The organism is Arthrobacter sp. ERGS1:01 (genome assembly GCF_001281315.1).
In the GTDB taxonomy this organism is placed as follows: Bacteria; Actinomycetota; Actinomycetes; order Actinomycetales; family Micrococcaceae; genus Specibacter.
In genome coordinates, this window is record NZ_CP012479.1 from 1,807,850 (window position 1) to 1,828,903 (window position 21,054).

Annotated in this window: 23 protein-coding genes and 1 pseudogene; 15 read left to right on the forward strand and 9 right to left on the reverse strand. The window is 64.1% G+C overall.

Annotation, left to right across the window (positions count from 1 at the left end; all coding sequences use genetic code 11):
• Positions 1 to 86: 86 nt before the first annotated feature.
• The 5 genes from AL755_RS12040 (at position 87) to AL755_RS12060 (ending at position 4,257) form a co-directional block, all read left to right on the forward strand.
• Complete coding sequence (locus tag AL755_RS12040) at positions 87 to 1,028, forward strand: LysR family transcriptional regulator (protein ID WP_054011211.1); 942 nt, start codon at positions 87 to 89, stop codon at positions 1,026 to 1,028.
• A gap of 86 nt (positions 1,029 to 1,114) precedes the next feature.
• Positions 1,115 to 1,903 (forward strand): ABC transporter ATP-binding protein, encoded by a 789-nt coding sequence (locus tag AL755_RS12045; protein ID WP_054011212.1) that lies wholly within the window; start codon positions 1,115 to 1,117, stop codon positions 1,901 to 1,903.
• Positions 1,896 to 2,663 carry an ABC transporter permease gene (locus tag AL755_RS12050; RefSeq protein ID WP_054011213.1) on the forward strand — a complete coding sequence of 256 codons (768 nt, stop codon included), beginning with the start codon at positions 1,896 to 1,898 and terminating at the stop codon, positions 2,661 to 2,663. The genes AL755_RS12045 and AL755_RS12050 overlap by 8 nt, the downstream gene beginning before the upstream one ends.
• A gap of 620 nt (positions 2,664 to 3,283) precedes the next feature.
• Positions 3,284 to 3,814 carry a GNAT family N-acetyltransferase gene (locus tag AL755_RS12055; protein ID WP_082369207.1) on the forward strand — a complete coding sequence of 177 codons (531 nt, stop codon included), beginning with the start codon at positions 3,284 to 3,286 and terminating at the stop codon, positions 3,812 to 3,814.
• A 122-nt stretch (positions 3,815 to 3,936) separates the two neighbouring features.
• A complete protein-coding gene (locus AL755_RS12060) occupies positions 3,937 to 4,257 on the forward strand; it encodes a DUF4190 domain-containing protein (RefSeq protein WP_054011215.1) in 321 nt (106 codons plus the stop codon).
• A gap of 21 nt (positions 4,258 to 4,278) precedes the next feature.
• Here AL755_RS12060 and AL755_RS12065 read toward each other — a convergent pair whose 3' ends face one another.
• Together AL755_RS12065 and AL755_RS12070 are read right to left on the reverse strand one after the other, a co-directional pair.
• Positions 4,279 to 4,812 carry a GNAT family N-acetyltransferase gene (locus AL755_RS12065; protein ID WP_337589592.1) on the reverse strand — a complete coding sequence of 178 codons (534 nt, stop codon included), beginning with the start codon at positions 4,810 to 4,812 and terminating at the stop codon, positions 4,279 to 4,281.
• Positions 4,813 to 4,853: 41 nt separating this feature from the next.
• Positions 4,854 to 5,327, reverse strand: a complete 474-nt coding sequence (locus AL755_RS12070) for a VOC family protein (protein ID WP_054013032.1) — start codon at positions 5,325 to 5,327, stop codon at positions 4,854 to 4,856.
• A 148-nt stretch (positions 5,328 to 5,475) separates the two neighbouring features.
• On the opposite strand from AL755_RS12070, the gene AL755_RS12075 reads away from it, so the two are divergent.
• From AL755_RS12075 to AL755_RS12085, 3 genes are all read left to right on the forward strand, one after another.
• A complete protein-coding gene (locus tag AL755_RS12075; RefSeq protein WP_237762674.1) occupies positions 5,476 to 5,868 on the forward strand; it encodes a DUF3054 domain-containing protein in 393 nt (130 codons plus the stop codon).
• An 80-nt stretch (positions 5,869 to 5,948) separates the two neighbouring features.
• Positions 5,949 to 6,230 carry an Lrp/AsnC family transcriptional regulator gene (locus AL755_RS12080; protein WP_054011216.1) on the forward strand — a complete coding sequence of 94 codons (282 nt, stop codon included), beginning with the start codon at positions 5,949 to 5,951 and terminating at the stop codon, positions 6,228 to 6,230.
• 8 nt (positions 6,231 to 6,238) lie between these two features.
• Positions 6,239 to 6,973: a copper homeostasis protein CutC gene (locus tag AL755_RS12085; protein WP_082369565.1), complete on the forward strand. Its 735-nt coding sequence runs from the start codon at positions 6,239 to 6,241 to the stop codon at positions 6,971 to 6,973.
• A 36-nt stretch (positions 6,974 to 7,009) separates the two neighbouring features.
• On the opposite strand, the gene trpD is transcribed toward AL755_RS12085, so the two are convergent.
• A complete protein-coding gene (trpD, locus tag AL755_RS12090) occupies positions 7,010 to 8,122 on the reverse strand; it encodes an anthranilate phosphoribosyltransferase (RefSeq protein ID WP_082369210.1) in 1,113 nt (370 codons plus the stop codon).
• A 138-nt stretch (positions 8,123 to 8,260) separates the two neighbouring features.
• Between trpD and ctaE the strand changes: the two genes are divergently transcribed.
• The 4 genes from ctaE to qcrB all read left to right on the forward strand — a co-directional run bounded on the left by ctaE (position 8,261) and on the right by qcrB (position 12,580).
• The gene (gene ctaE / locus AL755_RS12095; protein ID WP_192841671.1) at positions 8,261 to 8,899 is read left to right on the forward strand and encodes an aa3-type cytochrome oxidase subunit III; all 639 of its coding nucleotides are present in this window, start codon (positions 8,261 to 8,263) and stop codon (positions 8,897 to 8,899) included.
• 90 nt (positions 8,900 to 8,989) lie between these two features.
• Complete coding sequence (gene qcrC / locus AL755_RS12100) at positions 8,990 to 9,778, forward strand: cytochrome bc1 complex diheme cytochrome c subunit (protein WP_054011220.1); 789 nt, start codon at positions 8,990 to 8,992, stop codon at positions 9,776 to 9,778.
• Positions 9,779 to 9,874: 96 nt separating this feature from the next.
• A complete protein-coding gene (qcrA, locus tag AL755_RS12105; RefSeq protein ID WP_054011221.1) occupies positions 9,875 to 10,903 on the forward strand; it encodes a cytochrome bc1 complex Rieske iron-sulfur subunit in 1,029 nt (342 codons plus the stop codon).
• 3 nt (positions 10,904 to 10,906) lie between these two features.
• Positions 10,907 to 12,580, forward strand: a complete 1,674-nt coding sequence (gene qcrB / locus AL755_RS12110; protein ID WP_054011222.1) for a cytochrome bc1 complex cytochrome b subunit — start codon at positions 10,907 to 10,909, stop codon at positions 12,578 to 12,580.
• A gap of 151 nt (positions 12,581 to 12,731) precedes the next feature.
• Here the strand turns inward: qcrB and AL755_RS12115 are convergent.
• Positions 12,732 to 13,510, reverse strand: a pseudogene (locus tag AL755_RS12115) (GntR family transcriptional regulator).
• Positions 13,511 to 13,591: 81 nt separating this feature from the next.
• Here AL755_RS12115 and AL755_RS12120 point away from each other — a divergent pair.
• Positions 13,592 to 13,879: an HPr family phosphocarrier protein gene (locus AL755_RS12120; protein WP_054011223.1), complete on the forward strand. Its 288-nt coding sequence runs from the start codon at positions 13,592 to 13,594 to the stop codon at positions 13,877 to 13,879.
• A 113-nt stretch (positions 13,880 to 13,992) separates the two neighbouring features.
• Here the strand turns inward: AL755_RS12120 and AL755_RS12125 are convergent, their stop codons facing one another.
• The 5 genes from AL755_RS12125 to AL755_RS12145 form a co-directional block, all read right to left on the reverse strand.
• Complete coding sequence (locus tag AL755_RS12125) at positions 13,993 to 14,394, reverse strand: cytochrome c oxidase subunit 4 (RefSeq protein ID WP_054011224.1); 402 nt, start codon at positions 14,392 to 14,394, stop codon at positions 13,993 to 13,995.
• Positions 14,391 to 16,097, reverse strand: coding sequence for an aa3-type cytochrome oxidase subunit I (gene ctaD / locus AL755_RS12130; RefSeq protein ID WP_054011225.1), 1,707 nt, complete (start codon positions 16,095 to 16,097; stop codon positions 14,391 to 14,393). Before ctaD ends, AL755_RS12125 begins: the two co-directional genes overlap by 4 nt.
• Positions 16,098 to 16,110: 13 nt before the next feature.
• The gene (ctaC, locus tag AL755_RS12135; protein ID WP_054011226.1) at positions 16,111 to 16,980 is read right to left on the reverse strand and encodes an aa3-type cytochrome oxidase subunit II; all 870 of its coding nucleotides are present in this window, start codon (positions 16,978 to 16,980) and stop codon (positions 16,111 to 16,113) included.
• Positions 16,981 to 17,164: 184 nt separating this feature from the next.
• Complete coding sequence (locus tag AL755_RS12140; protein ID WP_054011227.1) at positions 17,165 to 17,548, reverse strand: HesB/IscA family protein; 384 nt, start codon at positions 17,546 to 17,548, stop codon at positions 17,165 to 17,167.
• 132 nt (positions 17,549 to 17,680) lie between these two features.
• Complete coding sequence (locus tag AL755_RS12145; protein ID WP_054011228.1) at positions 17,681 to 19,105, reverse strand: dipeptidase; 1,425 nt, start codon at positions 19,103 to 19,105, stop codon at positions 17,681 to 17,683.
• Positions 19,106 to 19,175: 70 nt separating this feature from the next.
• Between AL755_RS12145 and AL755_RS12150 the strand changes: the two genes are divergently transcribed.
• A complete protein-coding gene (locus tag AL755_RS12150) occupies positions 19,176 to 19,796 on the forward strand; it encodes a DUF3043 domain-containing protein (RefSeq protein ID WP_054011229.1) in 621 nt (206 codons plus the stop codon).
• A 123-nt stretch (positions 19,797 to 19,919) separates the two neighbouring features.
• Positions 19,920 to 20,924: an aldo/keto reductase family protein gene (locus tag AL755_RS12155; protein WP_054011230.1), complete on the forward strand. Its 1,005-nt coding sequence runs from the start codon at positions 19,920 to 19,922 to the stop codon at positions 20,922 to 20,924.
• Positions 20,925 to 21,054 lie beyond the last annotated feature (130 nt).

Consider the following 21,054-nt stretch of genomic DNA (forward strand, 5'->3'; position numbering starts at 1 on the left):
CAGGCCGCGACGCAGTAGGAGGCATAGACTTGTCAGGACACAAGCCCCACTTGTGCCTGATCCTTCACCGCCCCGGAGGCTGGTCAATGCTGAGTCCGCGAATGCCCGAACTGTCCGCCCTGGAAATGTTGGCCGCCGTCCATTCCCTCGGATCCCTGTCGGCAGCCGGAAAACTCCTGGGACTGTCCCAGCAGGGCGTGTCATCACGGATGAAGAACCTGGAGGCGCAGATCGGTGCCGTGCTGCTCACCCGGACCCCGCGCGGCTCAACGCTGACCGAGACCGGCACCCTGGTTGCCGTGTGGGCTGCTGATGTCCTTGCCGCGGCCGAACGCCTTGACACGGGAATTTCGTCCCTGCGTGCCGAGCGTGCCCGGCAACTCCATGTGGTGGCCAGCCAAACCATTGCCGAGCACCTGCTGCCCCGCTGGCTGGTGGCCCTGCGCCGGCAACAGGAGTCCCACGGAATTTTTCCCACAGTCGTGGAGTTGACGGTCACCAACAGCGAAGTGGCCGCAGAGATGGTCCGGTCGGGGGCCGCGGCCATCGGCTTCATTGAAAGTTCCCGCCTGCCCGGCGACCTTGCCTCCGCAACGGTCCAGCACGACGAACTCACCGTCGTCGTCGCACCCGGACACCCCTGGGCTCGGCGGACGGCACCGCTCACCCCGGCAGAGCTTGCCGGGGCTGGGCTGGTAAGCCGGGAGGTCGGCAGCGGGACCCGCAACGCGCTGGAAGTGATCCTTGCCGCCCATGATCCGGGCCTGGCACTTGCCGCTCCCGTCGCGGAATACACGACGACGGCGGCGGTGCGGTCTGCGGTCGCTGCCGGAACCGGGCCGGGCGTGCTGAGCGTGTGGGCCGTCAGGGACGATCTGGACCTGGGCCGGCTCGTCTCCGTGCCCGTGGCCAGGGTGAAATTGCGCAGGCCGCTCACCGTCCTTTGGACTTCCGGCGCCCTGCCGCCTGCAGGGCCTGGGCGGGACCTTGCCGCCATCGCGGCCGCACCAACTCCCCCGCCGCGGTGACGCGCCCAGTCCCGTCAGCGGATCTACACTTGTCGTAGCGGTGCAGCTGCTGCGCGTTGCCCGCCGTCCCGAAAGGATGCGTTCCGATGAGCGAAGCCACTGCGCCGGGTGAGGCGCCGGTCTTGGACGTCAACGACCTGCACGTCGCCTATGGAAGCCGCACGGTGGTCAACGGCATCAGTTTCCAGATCGACCGCGGCGAGATCTTTGGCTTGCTGGGTCCCAATGGGGCGGGAAAGACCAGCACACTCAGCGCAATTGAGGGACTGGTGGCGCCGGCGTCGGGCAGTTTGCTGGTGGATGGCATCGACGTCCGCCGCAGGCCGTTGGAAGCCAAGTCGCGCCTGGGGGTGCAGCTGCAATCCTCCAGCTTCCAGGCCGAACTGAGCATCGTGCAGATTGCCGAACTCTATGCGGGCCTCTACGGGCTGCGGCTCTCCCGGGCCCAAATTTCCGAAGGCATGCGCACCATCGGGCTCGAGGAGGAAACCTCCAAACGGTTCAAACAGCTTTCCGGCGGGCAGCAGCAACGGCTCGCCCTATTCGTCGCAGCCATCCACGAACCGCTTTTGCTCCTGTTGGACGAGCCGACCGCCGGGCTGGATCCCCAGTCCCGCCGCGGCTTGTGGCGAAGAATTGAACACCTTCGCGGCGAAGGGAGGAGCATTTTGCTCACCACACACTCCATGGAGGAGGCCCAAGCGGTCTGTGACCGGGTGGGAATCATCGACCACGGAGCACTGCTGACGCTGGGCGCACCAGCGGAGCTCATCGACAGACACGGCAAGGATCCACGGGTGTTGGACGTGGCCCACGGCGATGTGACCCTGGAAGATGTGTTCATTGGACTGACGGGAAGTGAGTTCCGTGACTAGCACGAACCTCGCACCGCAGCCGCTTGGCCTGGCCATGCGTTCCCTGCTGCGCGCCGATTTCATCGTCCTGGTGCGAAGCAAGGTGGCGGTCACCCTGAGCATCCTCCTGCCGGTCGTGATCCTTGTTGTCACGTCCTTCAGCAAGTCCCAGTCCCGGCTCGGTGGCACCGACGTGATCGTTGGCCTTGCCCTGACCCTGGGACTGCTCACCTCATGCCTGCTGGGCTACACCCTGGCGATCGCCCACGACCGCGAGATTGGCGTGCTCGAAAGGCTGCGGGTGACGCCCGCACCAACGTGGATGATCATGACCAGCCGGCTCATCGTCCAGGTGGCCACCAACCTGGTGAGCTCCATCATTGTGGTCGTGGTCGGCGCCATTTTGCACGGACTAACCCTCACGGCCGGCCAATTCCTCCTGATCCTCGCCATCGCAGTCCTCGGCGCCGCCGTGTTCCTCTCCATCGGCCAGGCCCTGGTCGGCCTGGTTCAATCCGCGGGCGCCGTCAACGCGATTGGCCGGTTCCTGATGATCATCCTGCTGCTCCTGGGCCTGCTGGGCGGAACCGGGATCCTGGGAGACGCGATGAAAACTGTTGCCGATTGGTCACCCGTTGGCGCTTTGATGATCCTTTTCGCCAAGGCATTCGATGAATCTGCCTGGAACAGCCAGGACACGTTCGCCCTGCTGGCCTGCGCCGGGTACGTCATCGTCTTTGCCTATATCGGCATCCGCTGGTTCCGCTGGAACTCCCGGTGACCCGGTTCGGTAGCCCGAGGGACTCTCGCCGAGCCCGGATAGTGCTTGGAGGGTTGCGGCGTCCTTGCGTTTAGCCATTTCGCGGTAAAGCGCCTCGGTTTGCCCGCCGAGTTCCTCAAGCGCGGCTACGGCGTACAGGCCCATGCCCTCCGGGTAGCTGACCGTGACGGTTACGTTGATCGTCTCGCCCGTCGGGATTGCGACGTCTAGATCAATTTCGAACGGAACGGATTCGCCCAATGCGGGCTCCTGTCGTGAAAGTTTGCTGTTCTTGGGTTACCAATGAGTTTCGGAGCGAGTTTAAATATAGATTGGATTAACTAATTCGGTAACACGGTGTCCACCATGTAAATGTGCCCGGCGATGGCGCCGAGGTTCCGCGCCATCAAGGGCGCAGCGCCGTGATTCCAGACTTTCCGCGAAAGCGGATATATGACTCCCTCCAATCCGCAAATGCGGTGTTCGGTGCCGATTAGGTGTGGAGCTCCTCCAGTTTGGCGCCCTTTGTGCTTGGGTGACTTCTTCGTTGACGACGGCGCGTGCGGGACCGACGGTCCAGGCAGGCAAGGCCGCGCCCCGTCCAGGGCTCATTCGATTGTGGCCGTTAGGATTCAAAAGTGATGTCCCAAAATGACTTGACCAGCCCCGGGCCGATTGCCCCCCAAGCTGAAGCCGTTGAAGTACGTCCCATGGAGCCCGTCAACGAGGCGGAGACTCTCCGGGAGGCAGCAGGAATCTGGGCCCGTGCGAAGGCGTGCCGCGACGGGGATCCGGCACCGGCGTCCGTCGAGGCGACGCTGCCGGGTATTCAACGCCGGATGGCCTTGGGCGGTGCGCAGCTCCTGCTCGCAACGAGCCTGGGGCGCGGTGTCGGGTTCGCACTGTTTGCGCCGCGGGGAAAGGACCTGGAGATCTTCTACCTCGCCGTTGACCCCGATGTCTGGGGCAACGGGGTCGGCAGCAAGCTGCTGGATTGTGCGCAGGACCATGCCCGCGCACTGGGAAATACCGGCATGGAACTGTGGGTCATCGACGACAACCATCGTGCGCTGGAGGTTTACGAGCGGAACGGTTTCCTTCGCACCGGCGACATAGAGCGTGACCCGTCCTCCGGGCGGATTGAACACCGTCTGGCCAAACAATTGGACTAGCTGCGAAAGTCCGGGCGGGTCGCCGGCACGCGTGTCCTTCCGATTCATACGCTCCGCTTGCGCCAGACTGGTCAGGAGGCGAACCCGCCACGCCAGACCACCATCATGAAAAGGTACCTGCCATGAGCGAATTCCCGTCGTCCAACCAGCCCGGCGAGTACGTGGGCGCACCGCAGCCCTACCTTCCGCCGGACTACGGCGGCCTCAACACCGCGCCCCGGCCGCGCATGAGCAAGATGGCCATCTGGGGCTTCGTGCTGTCCTGCGTGAGCGTCTTCATCCTCCCGTTCCTGTGCCTGGGAGGCCTGATCTTCAGCGTCAGGGGCCTGAGGGAGGCCCGTAGCGGCGGCGCCCGCGGCTACGGACTTGCCGTAGCCGGAATCGTCGTCGGGATCATCAGCGCCATCCTCTACGTACTGTCCCGTTTTCTTACGCTGCACTGAGGGACGACGCCGGGCAGGAGACTACCGCTGAGGCAGCGTCCGGTTTCGGGATTCGGCCGCACGCACCATAAAGACATCCACGGGATCTTCGCTTTCCACCGTGAATCCATGCCTTTCATAGAGGCGCCGGGCCGGGCTTCCGCGCAGGACGTTCAATTTGATCGGCCGGATGTCGCTGCCCGACTCCAGGACGGCGGCAAGCACGCCGGCGCCGATGCCCCCTCCCTGGTGTGCCGCGGCAAGGTAGAAGTGTTCCAGCCACCGGGCGTCGGTTTCGTCTCGCATTGCGATGCAGCCCGCGGGTACACCCGAAACTTCGATAATTGATGTGTGCTCCGGGGTGAAGCCGTCCAGGAATCGCTGGCGCACCCGGACGGGATCGAACCGGCCCAGGCGTTCAAGATCGGCACGCATCACAATCGCCCGAAGCTCCGCGATCCATCCGGCGTCCGCCGCGACCGCTGCGCGAAGCGTCCACTGGGGCGCGCCGGAATCCTTGCCGACCGTCCGGGAATCGTCAGCTGCTGGGCGCTCGGGCGTACTTTTGGAATCCACCCCAACATTCTTGCACCCGCCGGGAGGCCTTACGGACGGGGCTAGCCGTCGTAGGCGGCCTGCAGTGCGGCGATGTCCAGCCTGCGCATGCCCATCATGGCCGCCATGGCGCGCTGGCTTCCGGCCGGATCCGGGCCGTTCAAGACGCCGGGCAGCATGCGCGGCACCAGCTGCCAGGACACGCCGAACTTGTCCTTGAGCCAGCCGCACTGACTCTCCTGGCCGCCGTCGGCCGTCAGCGCGTCCCATTTAGCGTCAAGAGCGGCCTGGTCGTCAAAGTTCAGGGTGAAGGAGATCGCCTCGTTGAACACGAACTCGGGACCCCCGTTCAAGCCCTGGAAGCTGCGACCGTTCAACTCGAAGGCCACCGTCAGCGCCGTTCCCGCCTCACCGGGGCCACCCTCACCCCACCGGGCAACATCGGTGATCTTCGAGTTTGGGAATAGCTCCACATAGAAAGTGGCCGCCTCTTCGGCCCGGCCGTCAAACCACAAACAGGTGCCAATCTCATCCATGCCGCCACGCCCTTTCGCCGGTTCCGGGCTGCTGCCCTTGCTGTGCATGCTAGGCGGGCCCCTCCGAGCCATCAATGGTTACCAGCCGGTAACCTAAGGCGCCCGTGCGGCAAAGGACCCCGGGTCTTTTGCGACTAAACTTGGTCCGGTGACTGAAACCTCCATTACCCCCTCCATCAAGACGCTCCCCTACGCCGTTGTCATGGACATCGTGCTCGTGGTGATCTTCGCCGTCTCCGGACGCAGCTCCCACCACGAATCCCTGAGCGTTGGCGGCGTTTTCACCACGGCCTGGCCGTTCCTGGCCGCCCTCGCGGCCGGCTGGCTGATCACCCGCAACTGGCGGGCGCCCGTCCGCCTCTGGCCCAATGGCGTGTGCATCTGGCTCATCACGGTGGCCGGCGGCATGGCCTTGCGGATCCTCTCCGGCGAAACGGCAGCCTTGCCGTTTGTTGCCGTCACCATCGTGGTGCTGGCGCTGTTCCTGCTCGGCTCCCGCATGATCGCCACACTTGTGACGCGTCGCACCGCACGACGCTAAATAGTGTTTCAATTGGGTTACGATCGAAGCGTAAAACCATCGCCCTCCGGCGATTCCCCAGACACGACAAGGACCCACCCGTGATCACCGCTTTTGTCCTGATCAAGACCGACGCCTCAAGGATTCCCGAAGCAGCCCAGGAGATCTCCGAGCTTGCCGGCATCAGCGAAGTCTATTCCGTGACGGGGGAATGGGACCTGATTGCCATCGCCCGCGTCGCCAAGCACGAAGACCTGGCCGACGTCATTGCCGACAAGCTGTCCAAGGTAACCTCCGTGGTCTCCACGACGACGCAGATTTCCTTCCGCGCCTACTCCCAACACGATCTGGACGCAGCCTTTTCCCTCGGCTTCGACCACTAACCGTGCGGATGCGCCTGGAGATTGCTGTCCAAGACGTAACCGGCGCAGTCCTTGCGGCCCGCCATGGCGCCGACAGGATCGAACTTTGCTGCGCTCTGCAGATGGGCGGACTGACCCCGTCGCAGGGCCTGCTCTCCAGCGTCCACGACGCCGAGCCCGGGCTGCCCATCCACGCCCTGATCCGGCCCCGGCCCGGCAACTATGTCTATGACGCGGCCACGGTCCGGCTGATGGCCGCCGAAATCGCCGCCGTGCGGGACGCCGGCGCCGGCGGAATCGTCATCGGGGCATTGACCGCCAACGGCGCGCTCGACTATGCCGTGACGGAACGGCTGGTCGCGGCCGCCGACGGCCTCCACATCACTTTTCACCGCGCCATCGACCACCTGGGCCAGGCCGACGCCGTCGCTGCCGTGCCGCGGTTGGCGGAGCTGGGCGTGCAACGAATCCTCACCTCGGGCGGTGCGTCCCGCGCGGGCGCCGGGCTCGGGCAGCTAGCCGCCATGGCCGGGGCTGCCGCCGGACACCTGGACATCATGGCCGGCGGCGGCGTGGACATTGCCGACTTTGCCGTCTTCCATGCGGCCGGCCTGCGGGACGTCCACCTCTCCGCCAAGCGGGTCGTGGGCCTGGGCCGGCCGCAGCCGGTGACCTCCGCGGCCCTCGCCGAGGATCCGAGCTACTTTGCCACCGACGCCGAGCTGGTGTCGCTGGCGGCCAGCACCGTGGGCGCCCTGGTCTAAAGCGGACGGTGCCCCGGAATCCTGGATGGCGGCTGCCTAGATTGTGCCCGTGCTGAGCCCAACCCAGCGCTTGAGCACATTGGCCGCGGCCCCGCCGTCGATGGCGGCCTCGGCCCGGGCCGCCGCGAAGCGCATGCGCTCCACCAGGCTTCCGGAGGCCAACCGGTCGTAGGCCACCAGGCCCGCGGCAGCATTGAGGACCACGGCGTCACGGATCGGCCCCCGCTCACCGTCCAGGACCCGGCGCACCACCTCGGCGTTGTAGGCCGCGTTTTCGCCGCGCAGGTCCGCGATCGTGGCCCGCGGGATGCCAACATCCAACGGGTCGAAGAGGCTCTCGGTGACGGAATTGTCCCGCACCTCCCACACGGTGGAGGGGCCCGTCGTCGTCAATTCATCAAGGCCGTCGCTGCCCCGGAAGACCAGGGCCCGCACGTTGCGGGCCGCCAGGACCCCGGCCACCAGGGGCGCCATGCGCGAATCCGCGACGCCGATGGCGGACGCCACCACGTGCGCGGGGTTGGTCAGCGGGCCAAGGAAGTTGAAGGCCGTGGGGACGCCGATCTGGCTGCGGGCAGTCGCCGCGTACCGCATCGACGGGTGGAAGTAGTTGGCAAAGCAGAACGTGATGCCTACGTCGGTGGCGGCGCGGGCCACCAGCTCCAGCGGCATGTCCAGGCGAACCCCCAGGGCCTCGAGCACATCGGCGGACCCTGCCGCCGACGACGCCGCCCGGTTTCCGTGCTTGACCACCATGGCGCCTGCACCGGCACACACCAGTGCCGCCATGGTGGAAATGTTGACGGTATTCAGCCGGTCGCCGCCCGTGCCAACAATGTCCAGGGCATCCCCGTCAATCGCCAACGGCCGGGCATTGGACAGCATGGCCTCAACCAGGCCCCGCACCTCGGCAACGGTCTCCCCCTTGCCACGCAACGCGACCAGGAAACCGGCAATCTGCACATCCGTGGCATTGCCCGCCATAATGGTGTTCATGGCCCACTCCGTCTGGGCCGCGGACAAGTCCTCCCCCGCAATCAATGCGGCAATGAGATTCGGCCAGGTGGGCGCGGCTGTCAGCGGTACGTCTTGAGGGTTCACCCTCCAAATATTAGACGAAACGGCGGCACCGGAACCCAATGTGACCATTGACACCGACAGTGTGTTGTGCATACGCAACTGGGTTAAGGCTGAGAATCTGCCGGAATTTCGCAAGTTTGTAGAAAAAGATCCCGGAAACGGCATTTCGCGTTGGGAAGTCTGGAGTTTTATAGACATAATGTCTATGTGACAACTGCGACCCATGCCCCCAGTACCCCGGCGCATCCGACGCTGAATCGACCCAACATGGTTTCCGTAGGAACCGTAGTTTGGTTGTCCAGTGAGCTGATGTTCTTCGCCGGCCTTTTTGCCATGTACTTCACGCTTCGTTCCACCACGGGTGGACTCTGGGCGGAAGAAACGGCCAAGCTGAACTTCCCCTTCGCCCTGGTGAACACCCTCGTCCTGGTTTCCAGCTCATTCAGCTGCCAGATGGGTGTGTTTGCCGCGGAGAACCTTCAGCCGCGCCGCACCGGCCGCCGCTTCCAGTTCTCCCGTTGGGGAATGACCGAGTGGTTCCTGCTGACCTTTGTTCTGGGCTCCATCTTCGTTGCCGGTCAGTCGACCGAGTACGCGATGCTGACCTCGGAGCACATCACCCTTAACGCCAACGCATACGGCTCCGCGTTCTACATGGCAACGGGCTTCCACGGCCTCCACGTCATCGGCGGCCTCATCGCGTTCCTACTCATCATTGGCCGCGCCTACGCTGCAAAGAAGTTTGGACACTTCGAAGCGACAAGCGCGATCGTTACCTCGTACTACTGGCACTTCGTGGATGTTGTGTGGATCGGCCTGTTCTTGGTCATCTACGTGCTGAAGTAAGCTGACCTACAGTTTTCTTCTACGCGAGGCAGAATTAGCATTTGCGGCTCTCACTCGGGGCTGCTGGATATAGATCAAAGGAACCACCAAGTGAAGGCACTTTCGCAGAAGCGACGTCATCCGCTGGCTGCACTAGCGTTGCTAGTGATGGGGCTAATGCTGACCGGTGGGCTGTACGCCGTTGTCACAACGGTGAATGCGGCCAAGGCCGATACCACCACCTTTACCGCGCAGCAGGTCCAGGAGGGCGAGAAGCTCTTCGTGGCCAACTGCGCCACCTGCCACGGCGTTGGCGCCTCGGGCACCTCCAACGGGCCTTCCCTGGCCGGCGTCGGCGCAGCAGCCGTCGACTTCCAGGTTGGCACGGGCCGCATGCCCATGCAGATGCAGGGACCCCAGGCTCGTGAAAAGCCCGCCCAGATGAACGCGGATCAGACCCGCGAGCTGGCCGCCTACGTGGCAACCCTGGGCAACGGCCCGGCACTGCCCGAGGAACAGTACATCGACGGCAAGGGCGACGCCGCCGTCGGCGGTGAATTGTTCCGCGTCAACTGCGCCATGTGCCACAACGCCGCAGCTGCCGGTGGCGCCCTGACCCGAGGCAAGTTCGCTCCCTCCCTGGCAGGCGTCTCCAACAGCCACATCTACAGCGCCATGGTCACCGGACCGCAGAACATGCCCGTGTTCAACGACGCGAACATCACGCCGGAGAACAAGCGCAACATCATCACGTTCCTGGACACCATCGAGAACCAGGGTTCCCCCGGTGGAGCCAAGCTCGGCTCGCTGGGCCCGGTCTCCGAGGGCCTGTTCGTCTGGACCGCAGTCCTGGGTGTCATCATCGCTTTCACCATCTGGCTGACGTCCCGGACCTCCTAGTTCCGGACACAAGATTTTTGGCTGCCGACCGCAGCCGCGAGAAACATACATTACGACCCCGGGATTGCACCGGGATAAGAGAAGGATGAGGGGATTATGGGCAACCATAGTGACGGCTCGCCGACAGGCTCGGACGCCGTAGCTAAGGCTGGTCACGAAGAGGTGGATAAGTTCCAGGACCCGGGACTTCCTCCGCATCGTTTGCGACTGGCCGACACGGATCCCAAGGCAGCAAAGCGGTCCGAGCGCCAGGTGGCGATCCTTTTCGGGATCTCCATCGTTGGCACCCTGCTGTTCTTCTATGCCTACTTTGGCATTCGACTGGACGACACCATCGCCACTTTGCGCCTGCAAAACATGAGCCTGGGCCTTGGCATCGCCTTCGCCATGCTCGGCATCGGCACCGGTATCGTGCACTGGGCACGCGCCCTGATGCCCGACCACGAAGTCTCCGAGGAACGCCATGAGCTGCGTCCCGAGGCAGACCGTGTTGCCGCCGTCAAGATCGTTGACGACATCATCGAGGAAACCGGCATCAAGCGCCGCCCGTTGATCCGCAACACCCTCATCGGCGCGATGGCCCTGGCCCCGCTGCCGGCCATCGCCATCTTCCGCGACCTGGGCCCGCTGCCGGGCAACACCCTCCGCCACACCCTGTGGAAGGAAGGCGAGCGTCTGGCACGCGACCCCGACGGCACCCCCATCAAGGCCTCGGACGTCACCATCGGTTCGGCATTCCATGTGATCCCCGAGTCCCTGAACTCGCTGGAGTCCGGCAAGCTCAACGCGAAGGCCAAGGCCGTCGTCCTGCTGATGCGCCTGAACCCCGAGGACCTCAAGCCGTCTCCCGGCCGCGAGGACTGGTCCTACAACGGCATCGTCGCCTACTCGAAGATCTGCACGCACGTCGGCTGCCCCGTGGCACTGTACGAGCAGCAGACGCACCACCTGCTGTGCCCGTGCCACCAGTCGACCTTCGACCTGACACAGGAGTGCAAGGTCATCTTCGGACCGGCCGTTCGCCCGCTGCCCCAGCTGCCCATCAAGGTGGACAGCGAAGGCTACCTGGTCGCCCAGAGCGACTTCCACGAACCTGTTGGACCGAGCTTCTGGGAGCGTGGCTAAACCATGAGTACTGCAACGCAAACACCGTTTGAGCCCAAGACGTCCACCGGACGCATCACGAACTTCGTCGACCAGCGTGTTGGCGGTTCGGGCATGCTGCGTGAATTCGGCCGGAAGGTCTTCCCCGACCACTGGTCCTTCATGTTCGGTGAAGTGGCCCTCTACGCCTTCGTCATCCTGCTGCTCTCGGGCACGTTCCTGACGTTCTTCTTTGATCCGTCCATGGCGGAAACCCACTACACGGGTTCCTACGTCCCGCTCAAGGGCGTCGAGATGTCGGTGGCGTACAGCTCCTCGCTGAACATCTCCTTCGACATCCGCGGCGGCCTGCTGATGCGCCAGATCCACCACTGGTCGGCCTTGCTGTTCGTGGCCGCGGTCTCCGTGCACATGCTCCGCGTGTTCTTCACGGGTGCGTTCCGCAAGCCCCGTGAACTGAACTGGGTTGTCGGCGGCGTGCTGCTGATCCTGTCCATGGCAGCAGGCTTCACCGGTTACTCGCTCCCCGATGACCTGCTCTCCGGTAACGGCCTGCGCATCATCGACGGCGTCATCAAGTCGATCCCCGTGGTCGGCACGTACATCTCCTTCTTCCTCTTCGGCGGGGAGTTCCCGGGCACGGCCATCATCGGCCGCCTGTACATGATGCACATCATGCTGGTTCCGGCCATGCTCCTGCTCATGATCGCGATCCACTTGTTCATGGTGGTCGTTCACAAGCACACCCAGTACCCCGGCCCGGGCCGCAACGACCGCAACGTCGTCGGTTACCCCCTCGGCCCGGTATACGCCGCCAAGGCCGGTGGATTCTTCTTCATCGTCTTCGGCGTGATCGCCCTGGTTGCCGCACTGTTCACGATCAACCCGATCTGGAACTACGGCCCCTACGACCCCTCCCCCGTATCCGCAGGCACCCAGCCTGACTGGTACATCGGTTGGGTTGACGGCGCCCTGCGCCTCATGCCGGGCTGGCTGTTCAACATCCCCATGGAATGGGAAATCCCGCTTCCGTGGGGCGTGAACTCGCTAACCTTGAACGTGCTGATCCCGGCATTGATCCCGGCCGGCCTGGTCTTCACCCTGCTGTTCACCTACCCCTGGATTGAGCGCTGGGTAACCCGCGACGACCGCGAACACCACGTTCTCGACCGCCCGCGCAACGCCCCGACCCGTACGGCGATCGGTGTTGCAGGCTTCATCTTCTACTGCGTCATGTGGGCAGCTGCCAGCTCCGACTTGATCGCAACGCACTTCCAGGTGTCCTTGAACGACGTCACGTACTGGCTGCGTGCGCTGTTCTTCATCGGCCCGATCCTTGGCTTCATCGTTGCCAAGCGCGTAGCCCTGGCGCTGCAGCGCAAGGACCGCGAGATTGCCCTGCACGGCCGTGAGACCGGACGCATTGTGCGCCTGCCGCACGGTGAGTTCCAGGAAATGCACGCCCAGGTCGACGAGTACAAGCGCTACAAGCTGGTTGGCTTCGAGTCCCCCATCCCCGAGGATGGGATCCCGAACGAAAACGGCATCGTCACGAAGAAGGAAAACTGGCGCGGCAAGCTCAGCCACTTCTTCTTCGAGGACCGTGTTGCCCCGGCCACCCCGGCCGAGTTGGCAGCCGGCCACGGCCACCACGAGGCCATCGAGTCTGGTGACGAGAGCAAGACGATCACGCACTAGCGGATCTTGGCAATAACAGTGAGGCGGTTCCCGAAAGGGAACCGCCTCACTGCTTTAACATCACCGATCCGCGAAGAGCGGGTGGGCCGGTGCGCAATGCACCCCCCACTCCCCCACAGACGGCCGGGCCGGCCCCGAACGGACCGCCACGCTAGTACGGGCGTCGCGGGCGCACGCCGGGGCGTTGGAGCGGCACACGCAGCTTGTATCGGTCCGCCCGGTAGAAGGAGATGGAGTAGTCCACGGTGGAGCGGGAGACGAAAGCGTGCCGCTCCATGCGCAGGACCGGCGCACCGACGTCGACCTTCAACAGCCGGGCAATCGACGGGGTGGCGGCGTTGGCCTCCACGATGTCCTCGCCCCACTCAATGACGAGCCCATAGCGTTCGCTCAGCAGGTTGTAGAGGGACGTTGGGGGCCCGCGTCGAGGATGCCGGGCACGCGCCAGGCTGGGATGAAGTTTTCATCCACGCTCATCGGCTCCTCGTCGGCCAGCAGGAGCCTCCTGAAGCGAATGACCGCCTGACCCTCATCCATGGAAAGTTCACGCGCCAGGCGGGCCGTGGCGGGTATTTGCTCGAAGGACAGCGTCCGGGCGGCGGGGCGCATGCCGCGGCGCTGCATCTCCTCGGAGTACGACGTCAGTTTCACCTGCACGTCGAGCTTCTGGTGAGAAACAAACGTCCCCACTCCCACGACGCGTTCCAGCAGGTCCTCTTCGACGAGCGCCTCGATTGCATGCCGGACGGTCATCCGGGCCACGCCAAAGTGTTCGGCCAAATCACGTTCGGAGGGAAGTTGCGCTCCCGCCTTTGAATGGTGGGTCAGGTAGCCGCGCAACAGTTCGCGAAGCTGCACATGTACGGAGACCGTGGACTCGCGTTCGAGCCGGCCGGGGACGTCGCTTGCCGGCGGCAGTAAATAGCCCATGAAACTCCTTAAGTGACCATAGACAGCCTAAAACACGACTACTCTCAATACGTAAAGCATCTTTTGACCAAGGAGTTAGCAATGTACACCCGGAAAGCCACGATCGCGGCAAGTGTGGGCTTGCACGCCCGGCCTGCCGCAGTCTTTGTCCGTGCCGTCAACCAGACCGGCCTGCCCGTCACCCTCGCCAAGGAGGGCCTGACGCCGGTGGATGGCCGCTCACTGTTGGAGGTCATGACGGCGGACTTCCTGTGTGGCACCGAGGTGGAGCTTGCGGTGAATTCCGCCGAGTTCGACGACGCCGTGGTCCGGGAAGCGGTGGACCGCCTTGCGGAGCTGCTGTGCACCGACCTGACCGACCCCGCGTAGGGCCAGCTGCGGCCACAACAAACCCGGACACAGCAAAAGGGACTGCCCACTACTTTTCAGTAGTGGGCAGTCCCTTTTGCTATTGGCACCAACGGAAGCTTGTCCGCCAAGGCCTAGTGCGCGTGGTCACCGCGGCTGTATTCGTAAACCCAGCCGATGAGGGCGATCGCGGCAAGGCCGGCGCCGATGAACAGGATCCACCAGCCGACAGCCAGGCCGAGGAACCCGGTGGCGCATGCCAGGCCGAGGACCAGCGGCCACCAGCTCCAGGGGCTGAAGTGGCCCTGCTCGCCGGAACCCTCATGGATTTCGGCGTCGACCCGGTCCTCGGGACGCGGTCCCACACGGTTGCCCGTGTAGTGCAGGTAGATGCCGATCATCAGAACCAGGCCGGCAACCAAGTAGATCCCCAGGTAACCGACGTGCTCGTGCCACTGGACCATGAATCCGTAAACCGTGGCGACGGGGATGAAGAACACACCCATCAGGATGAAGAACCAGGCTTCAATTTTCACTTGCCAGCTCCCTTCGATGCTGCGGCCACGGGTGCCGGCTGGTAGTGCGGGGCCAGCTCGGGATGGTGAAGATCCAGGGCGGGTCGCTCGGAACGGATGCGCGGCAGCGAGGTGAAGTTGTGACGCGGCGGCGGGCAGGAGGTTGCCCACTCGAGTGAGGCACCGAAGCCCCACGGATCGTCAACTTCGACCTTCTTGCCGTTGCGCCAGGTGATGTAGACGTTCCAGAACCACGGGATCATGGACGCGCCGAGCACGAACGAGGAAATCGTGGAGAACTGGTTCATCCAGGTGAAACCATCCTGGGGCATGTAGTCGGCGTAGCGACGCGGCATGCCCAGGACACCGAGCCAGTGCTGGATCAGGAACGTGCCGTGGAAGCCGAGGAACAGCATCCAGAAGTGGATCTTGCCGAGGCGTTCGTTGAGCATGCGCCCGGTGAACTTGGGCCACCAGAAGTAGAAGCCGGCGAACATGGCGAACACCACGGTGCCGAACACCACGTAGTGGAAGTGGGCGACCACAAAGTACGTGTCCGAGACGTGGAAGTCCAACGGCGGGGACGCCAGGATGATGCCGGTCAGGCCACCGAAGAGGAACGTCACCAGGAAGCCGAGGCTCCACAGCATGGGTGTCTCAAAGGTGAGCGAACCGCGCCACATGGTGCCGATCCAGTTGAAGAACTTCACACCGGTGGGCACCGCGATCAGCATCGTCATGAAGGAGAAGAACGGCAGCAGTACCTGGCCGGTGACGTACATGTGGTGGGCCCACACGGTCACGGACAGGGCGGCGATGGCGATCGTTGCAAAGACCAGGCCCTTGTAGCCAAAGATCGGCTTTCGACTGAAGACCGGGAAGATCTCCGAGACGATGCCGAAGAACGGCAGCGCAATGATGTACACCTCGGGGTGGCCGAAGAACCAGAACAAGTGCTGCCACAGCATGGCGCCACCATTTTCCGGATCGAAGATATGCGCCCCGAAACGGCGGTCGGCACCCAGTGCGAACAGTGCGGCAGCCAGCGGCGGGAACGCCATCAGGACCAGGATGGCCGTAACCAGCGTGTTCCAGGTGAAGATCGGCATGCGCCACATGGTCATGCCGGGGGCACGCAGGCAGATGATGGTGGTGATGAAGTTGACGGAACCAAGGATGGTACCGAAACCCGACAGGGCCAGGCCAAACACCCACAAGTCGCCACCGACGCCGGGGCTGAAGGTGGTGTTGGACAGCGGCGCGTAAGCGAACCAGCCGAAGGCGGCAGCACCCTGGGGGGTGATGAAGCCGGAGACGGCGATGGTGCTGCCGAACAGGAAGAACCAGAAGGCCAGTGCGTTCAGTCGCGGGAACGCGACGTCGGGGGCACCGATTTGCAACGGCATGATGACGTTGGCGAAGCCGGCGAACAGCGGCGTTGCAAACATCAGCAACATGATCGTGCCGTGCATGGTGAACAGCTGGTTGTACTGGTCCTTGGTCTGCAGGATCTGCATACCGGGCTCAAACAGCTCCGCGCGGATGATCAGCGCCATGACGCCGCCCACGCAGAAGAAGATGAACGATGCGATCAGGTACATGTACCCGATCGTCTTGTGGTCGGTGGAGGTGATCCAGTTGACGACGATGCGTCCCTTGGATACGGGAACCACCCTTGGTGCAGCCGAATTCACTTCGGTTGCCGAGTACTCGAGCGTAGACACTTTCCTCTTCCCCCTACTTCTCTAGGAGATCAGGGTTGCGGTCGTACTTCGCACCCAGTGATCCGGTCTGGCCCTTTGCCTTCAAGGCAACGAGGTGGGCGTCAAATTCTGCCTGGGTCACTACCTTGACGCGGAAGAGCATTTCGGAGTGGTATTCGCCACACAGCTCAGCACACTTGCCGTCGTACGTGCCAAGGGCAGTAGGCGTCAGCGTCATGTAGTTTGTCTTGCCCGGAAGCATGTCCTTCTTGTCCAGGAAGGCCGGAACCCAGAAGGAGTGGATGACATCGCGGGAGTTCAGCTGCAGCTCAACGCTGCGGTTGACGGGCAAGTACAAGGTGGGAAGCGTGGACTTGTCGAACGTCTTGCCGTCCAACTGCGCCTGGACGCCGGTGTCGTACACGGCTTCCTTGACGTCGTTGCCCTGCAAGTAGTTGAAGTCCCACGACCACTGCTTGCCGCGGACGTCGATGGTGACGTCGGGGTTGGCCACGCGGGCGTTGATGGACTGCTGCTGGGTGTCGGTGAAGTGGAAGAACACCAGCACCATGAACAAAGGCACCAACACATAAAAAACCTCCAACGGGAGGTTATAGCTTGTCTGACGCGGGAAGCCGGTGGCACCCTTGCGACGACGGTAGGCGATGATGCACCAAATGATCAGACCCCACGTGATAAGGCCGATGATCAGTACGGTGATCCAGGTATTAACCCACAGATCAATGATCCCCGCCGTGTGGTTGGTCGTTTCACGCGTGGATGGCAACCAGCCATTTTTACTCTCTGCCGTACATCCAGACAAAGCTAACGCTCCGGCAATCGCCAGCCCCGCGATGGGGATGACTTTTGCGCGTCGGCTGCCGGTTCGGTCCTGCGAACTCACAGACGGCCCTTCCTCTTGTTACTGCGCACCGTGCCGGCTGTGAGCCTCCGGTGCGAATGGGGTTTTACTACTCGATGTAGAGCTTACCGCTAGAGCACGCAAAAAGCGTACAAAACCCACCGTGCGTCGGCAGCAAAAAACTTGGATCTGCCGGTGGCATCTACACCGAGAATAAAAGCTTCGGTTAGTGGAACGAATCACCGCAGGCGCAAGAGCCCCCGGCGTTGGGGTTGTCGATCGTGAAACCCTGCTTGGAAATGGTGTCTTCGAAGTCGATGCTGGCACCGTCCAGGTAGGGCACGCTCATCTTGTCGATGACAACTTCGACGCCGTCAAAGTCGCGTACGGCGTCGCCGTCCAGGAGTCGCTCGTCAAAGTAGAGCTGGTAGATCAGGCCGGAGCAACCGCCGGGCTGCACGGCGACGCGCAGGCGGAGATCGGTGCGGCCTTCCTGCTCCAGCAGGCTGCGGACCTTGCCGGCGGCAACGTCGCTGATCTGGACGCCGTGGGCGGGCAGCTCGGTCGCGTCAACGGCGGCGGTGGTTTCTTCATGGACATGTGCGGTCATGGCATTTCCTTACGTGGGGTAACAAGTACATGCTACGTCGAGCCCGGCAGGGGCGCTAACTATGCAAACCAAGGCCGGGGCAAATGTGTTCCCCGCGGCGGGCGCCCCTGCCGGGCTCGACGCAGCGGCCGGCTAACGGGCCGAGTTCATGGCGCTCATCAGGAACGCCTGGGCCGTGATGGCCTTTTCAAAGTCGCCCAGGTGCAGGGATTCGTTGGCGCTGTGGGCCCGGGAGTCGGGGTCTTCAACGCCCGTCACCAGGATCTGTGCGGCCGGGAACATCTCGTTGAGGTCCGCGATGAACGGGATGGATCCGCCCATGCCGCTTTCGACGGCGGGGACGCCCCAGGACTCCCCCAGCGCCCACAGCGCCGTCTGGGCGGCCGGCGCGCTGGTGTCGGTGGCAAATGCCTGGCCGGCCTCACCGGGGGTGAACGTGACGCGGGCGCCAAACGGTGCGTGCTTTTGCACGTGCGCATCCACCGCAGCCATGGCCTCCTCCGGGTTCTGGCCCGGCGCCAGGCGCAGGCTGAACTTGGCCCGGGCCGCCGGCAGCAGGGTGTTCGAGCTCATGGCGACGGACGGGATGTCCATGCCGATGATGGACAGCGCCGGTTTGTCCCACAGGCGGGAGGTGATGCTGCCGGTGCCCGCCAGGCGGACGCCGTCGAGCACGGCGGCGTCGCTGCGGAACGTCTCCTCGGGGTAGTCCAACTGGGCGTGCTCGTTGCGGGCCAGCCCTTCGATCGCGACGGAGCCGTCGTCGTCGTGGAAGGTGGCGATCAGGCGGGACAGCAGAGTCGGGGCGTCAAGGATGGGTCCGCCAAACATGCCCGAGTGGACGGCGTGGTCAAGGACGCGCACCTCCACGGTGCCGTCCACCAGGCCGCGAAGGCTCGTGGTCAGGGCGGGAACGCCCACCTTCCAGTTGGAGGAATCGGCGACGACGATGACGTCGCCCTCGAGCAGTTTGTGGTGGGTCTCCAGGAAGCTGCGGAACGTCGGCGAACCGGCCTCCTCCTCGCCTTCGATGAAGAAGGTGACGCCCAAGCCGAAATCGGCGCCCAGCACCTCGTTGAGGGCGCGCATCGAGGCAATGTGCGCCATGATCCCGGCCTTGTCGTCGGCTGCGCCGCGGCCAAAGAGCCGCCCGTCGCGTTCCGCGGCGGTGAAGGGTTCGGTCTCCCACAGGGTCAGGTCGGCGGGCGGCTGCACGTCATGGTGCGCATAGAGCACCACCGTGGGGTATCCGGGTGCCGCGGGCTTGCGGGCCACGACGGCGGGACCGCCGGGGGTGCCGTCGTCCTTGTTGACGCGCAGGATCTGCACGTCCTCAAGGCCTGTGCTGCGGATCAGGGCGGCCACGGCCTCGGCGCTGATGTCGAGCTGTTTGGCGTCGAAGGCATCCCAGGCGATGCCGGGGATGGCGACCAGGTCAACGAGCTCGGACACGGTGGCCGCAAAGTTTTGCGCCACACTGTTGCGGAGTTCCGCAACGGGGACGCCTGCACCGATGGGAGCGATCGGGGCAGCATGCAACGGGTTATTTTCAGTCATATACGCAACCCTACCGTCGAGTATTCCGCACCGGTCAAGGGCGCGGCCCGGATCAAGGTATCCTTTACGGGTGTTTGGACGTAAGAAAGATCAAGCCCCCGCCCCGCAGGCTGCGCCTGCCCCCGACGAGTCGATGGACAGGTCCAAGGACCCCCGCTCGGCCAAGGGTGTGCCCACTCCGTCCCGCAAGGCGCAGGAGGAGGCACGTAAGCGCCCCCTGGTGCCCAACGACCGTGCGGCCGCCAAGGTTGCCGCCCGTGACGCCCGCCGCGAGGAGCAGGCCCGGATGCGCCGCGCCCTGGACACCGGCGAGGAGCGCTTCCTACCCATCCGCGACAAGGGCCCGCAGAAGCGTTACGCCCGTGACTTCGTGGACGCCCGCTTCAGCCTCGGCGAATACGTCATGTTCATCGCGCTGGCGATCGTGGTGCTGACCGTGGTCATTCCGACCCGCAACGCCGACGGATCCGCCAACAACACACAGATCTACGTCTTCGGCCTGTTCTGGGTCATGGTGGCCGGTGTGGCGATCGACGCCTGGCTGATGTCGCGCAAGCTCAAGCGCAAGCTCATCGAGAAGTTCAAGTCGGTGGACCAGGGCGTCGTTTGGTACGGCACCATGCGGTCCCTGCAGTTCCGCCGCCTGCGCCTGCCCAAGCCCATGGTCAAGCGCGGGGAATGGCCCAGCTGATCCACGTGCCCTAACGACGCCGGTTCCCTCCTTCTGGACGGGGCCGGCGTCGTGCTTTAAGTCGCGTCTTCCACTAAGTCGTGCCGTGACCGGCCACACACCCTCGGCCGCTAGGCTGGGACCATGGAATATCGCTACCTTGGCCGTTCAGGCCTGAAGATCACCGAAATCACCTACGGCAACTGGCTCACCCACGGCTCCCAGGTGGAGAACGACGTCGCCACCGCCTGCGTGCGGGCCGCGCTCGACGCCGGCATCACCACCTTCGACACGGCCGACACCTACGCGAACGGCGCCGCCGAAACTGTGCTGGGAACCGCACTGGCCTCCGAACGCCGCGAGTCCCTGGAAGTGTTCACCAAGGTCTACTGGCCTGTGGGCCCGAAGGGACCCAACGACACCGGGCTCTCCCGCAAGCACATCATGGAGGGCATCAACAATTCACTGCGACGTCTGAACATGGACTATGTGGACCTGTACCAGGCGCATCGATTTGACTACGAAACCCCGCTTGAGGAGACCATTGGCGCGTTTGCCGACGTCGTCCGCCAGGGCAAGGCGCTGTACATTGGCGTCAGCGAATGGAATGCCCAGCAGCTGCGTGACGGGCAGGCGCTGGCCCGCGAGGCGGGCTTTGCGCTCGTGTCCAACCAACCCCAGTACTCGGCGTTGTGGCGCGTCATTGAACCCGAGGTGATTCCGGCTGCCAAGGAACTGGGCATGTCCCAGGTGGTGTGGTCGCCCATGGCCCAAGGCGTGCTGAGCGGCAAGTACCTGCCCGGACAGGCCGCCCCCGCCGGCTCGCGCGCCACGGACGAGCACGGCGGCAAGAACATGATCAGCGCACTCCTGGACGACGAGATCCTCAGCAACGTCCAAAAGCTCAAGCCGATCGCCGACGAGCTGGGCCTGAAGATGTCCCAGCTGGCCATCGCCTGGGTGCTGCAGAACGACAACGTGGCGACCGCACTGGTTGGCGCCTCACGCCCGGAGCAGGTGGCCGAAAACGTCGCCGCGTCCGGGGTGAAGATCCCGGCCGAGCTCATGGCAGCCATTGACGCCGCACTGGCGCCGAGCATCATCAACGACCCCGCCAGGACGGTCAGCCCGCCCACCCGCGTGGCGTAACGGACTGACCCGGACCGTTCCCCGCATGATTTGGCGTGGGTTTTGCGCACAACAGTGTTCTACGCAAAACCCACGCTGAGTCCTGCGGGGGAACAGCTCAGCAGGCCGCCCGAGCAGTCGGGCGGCGAGG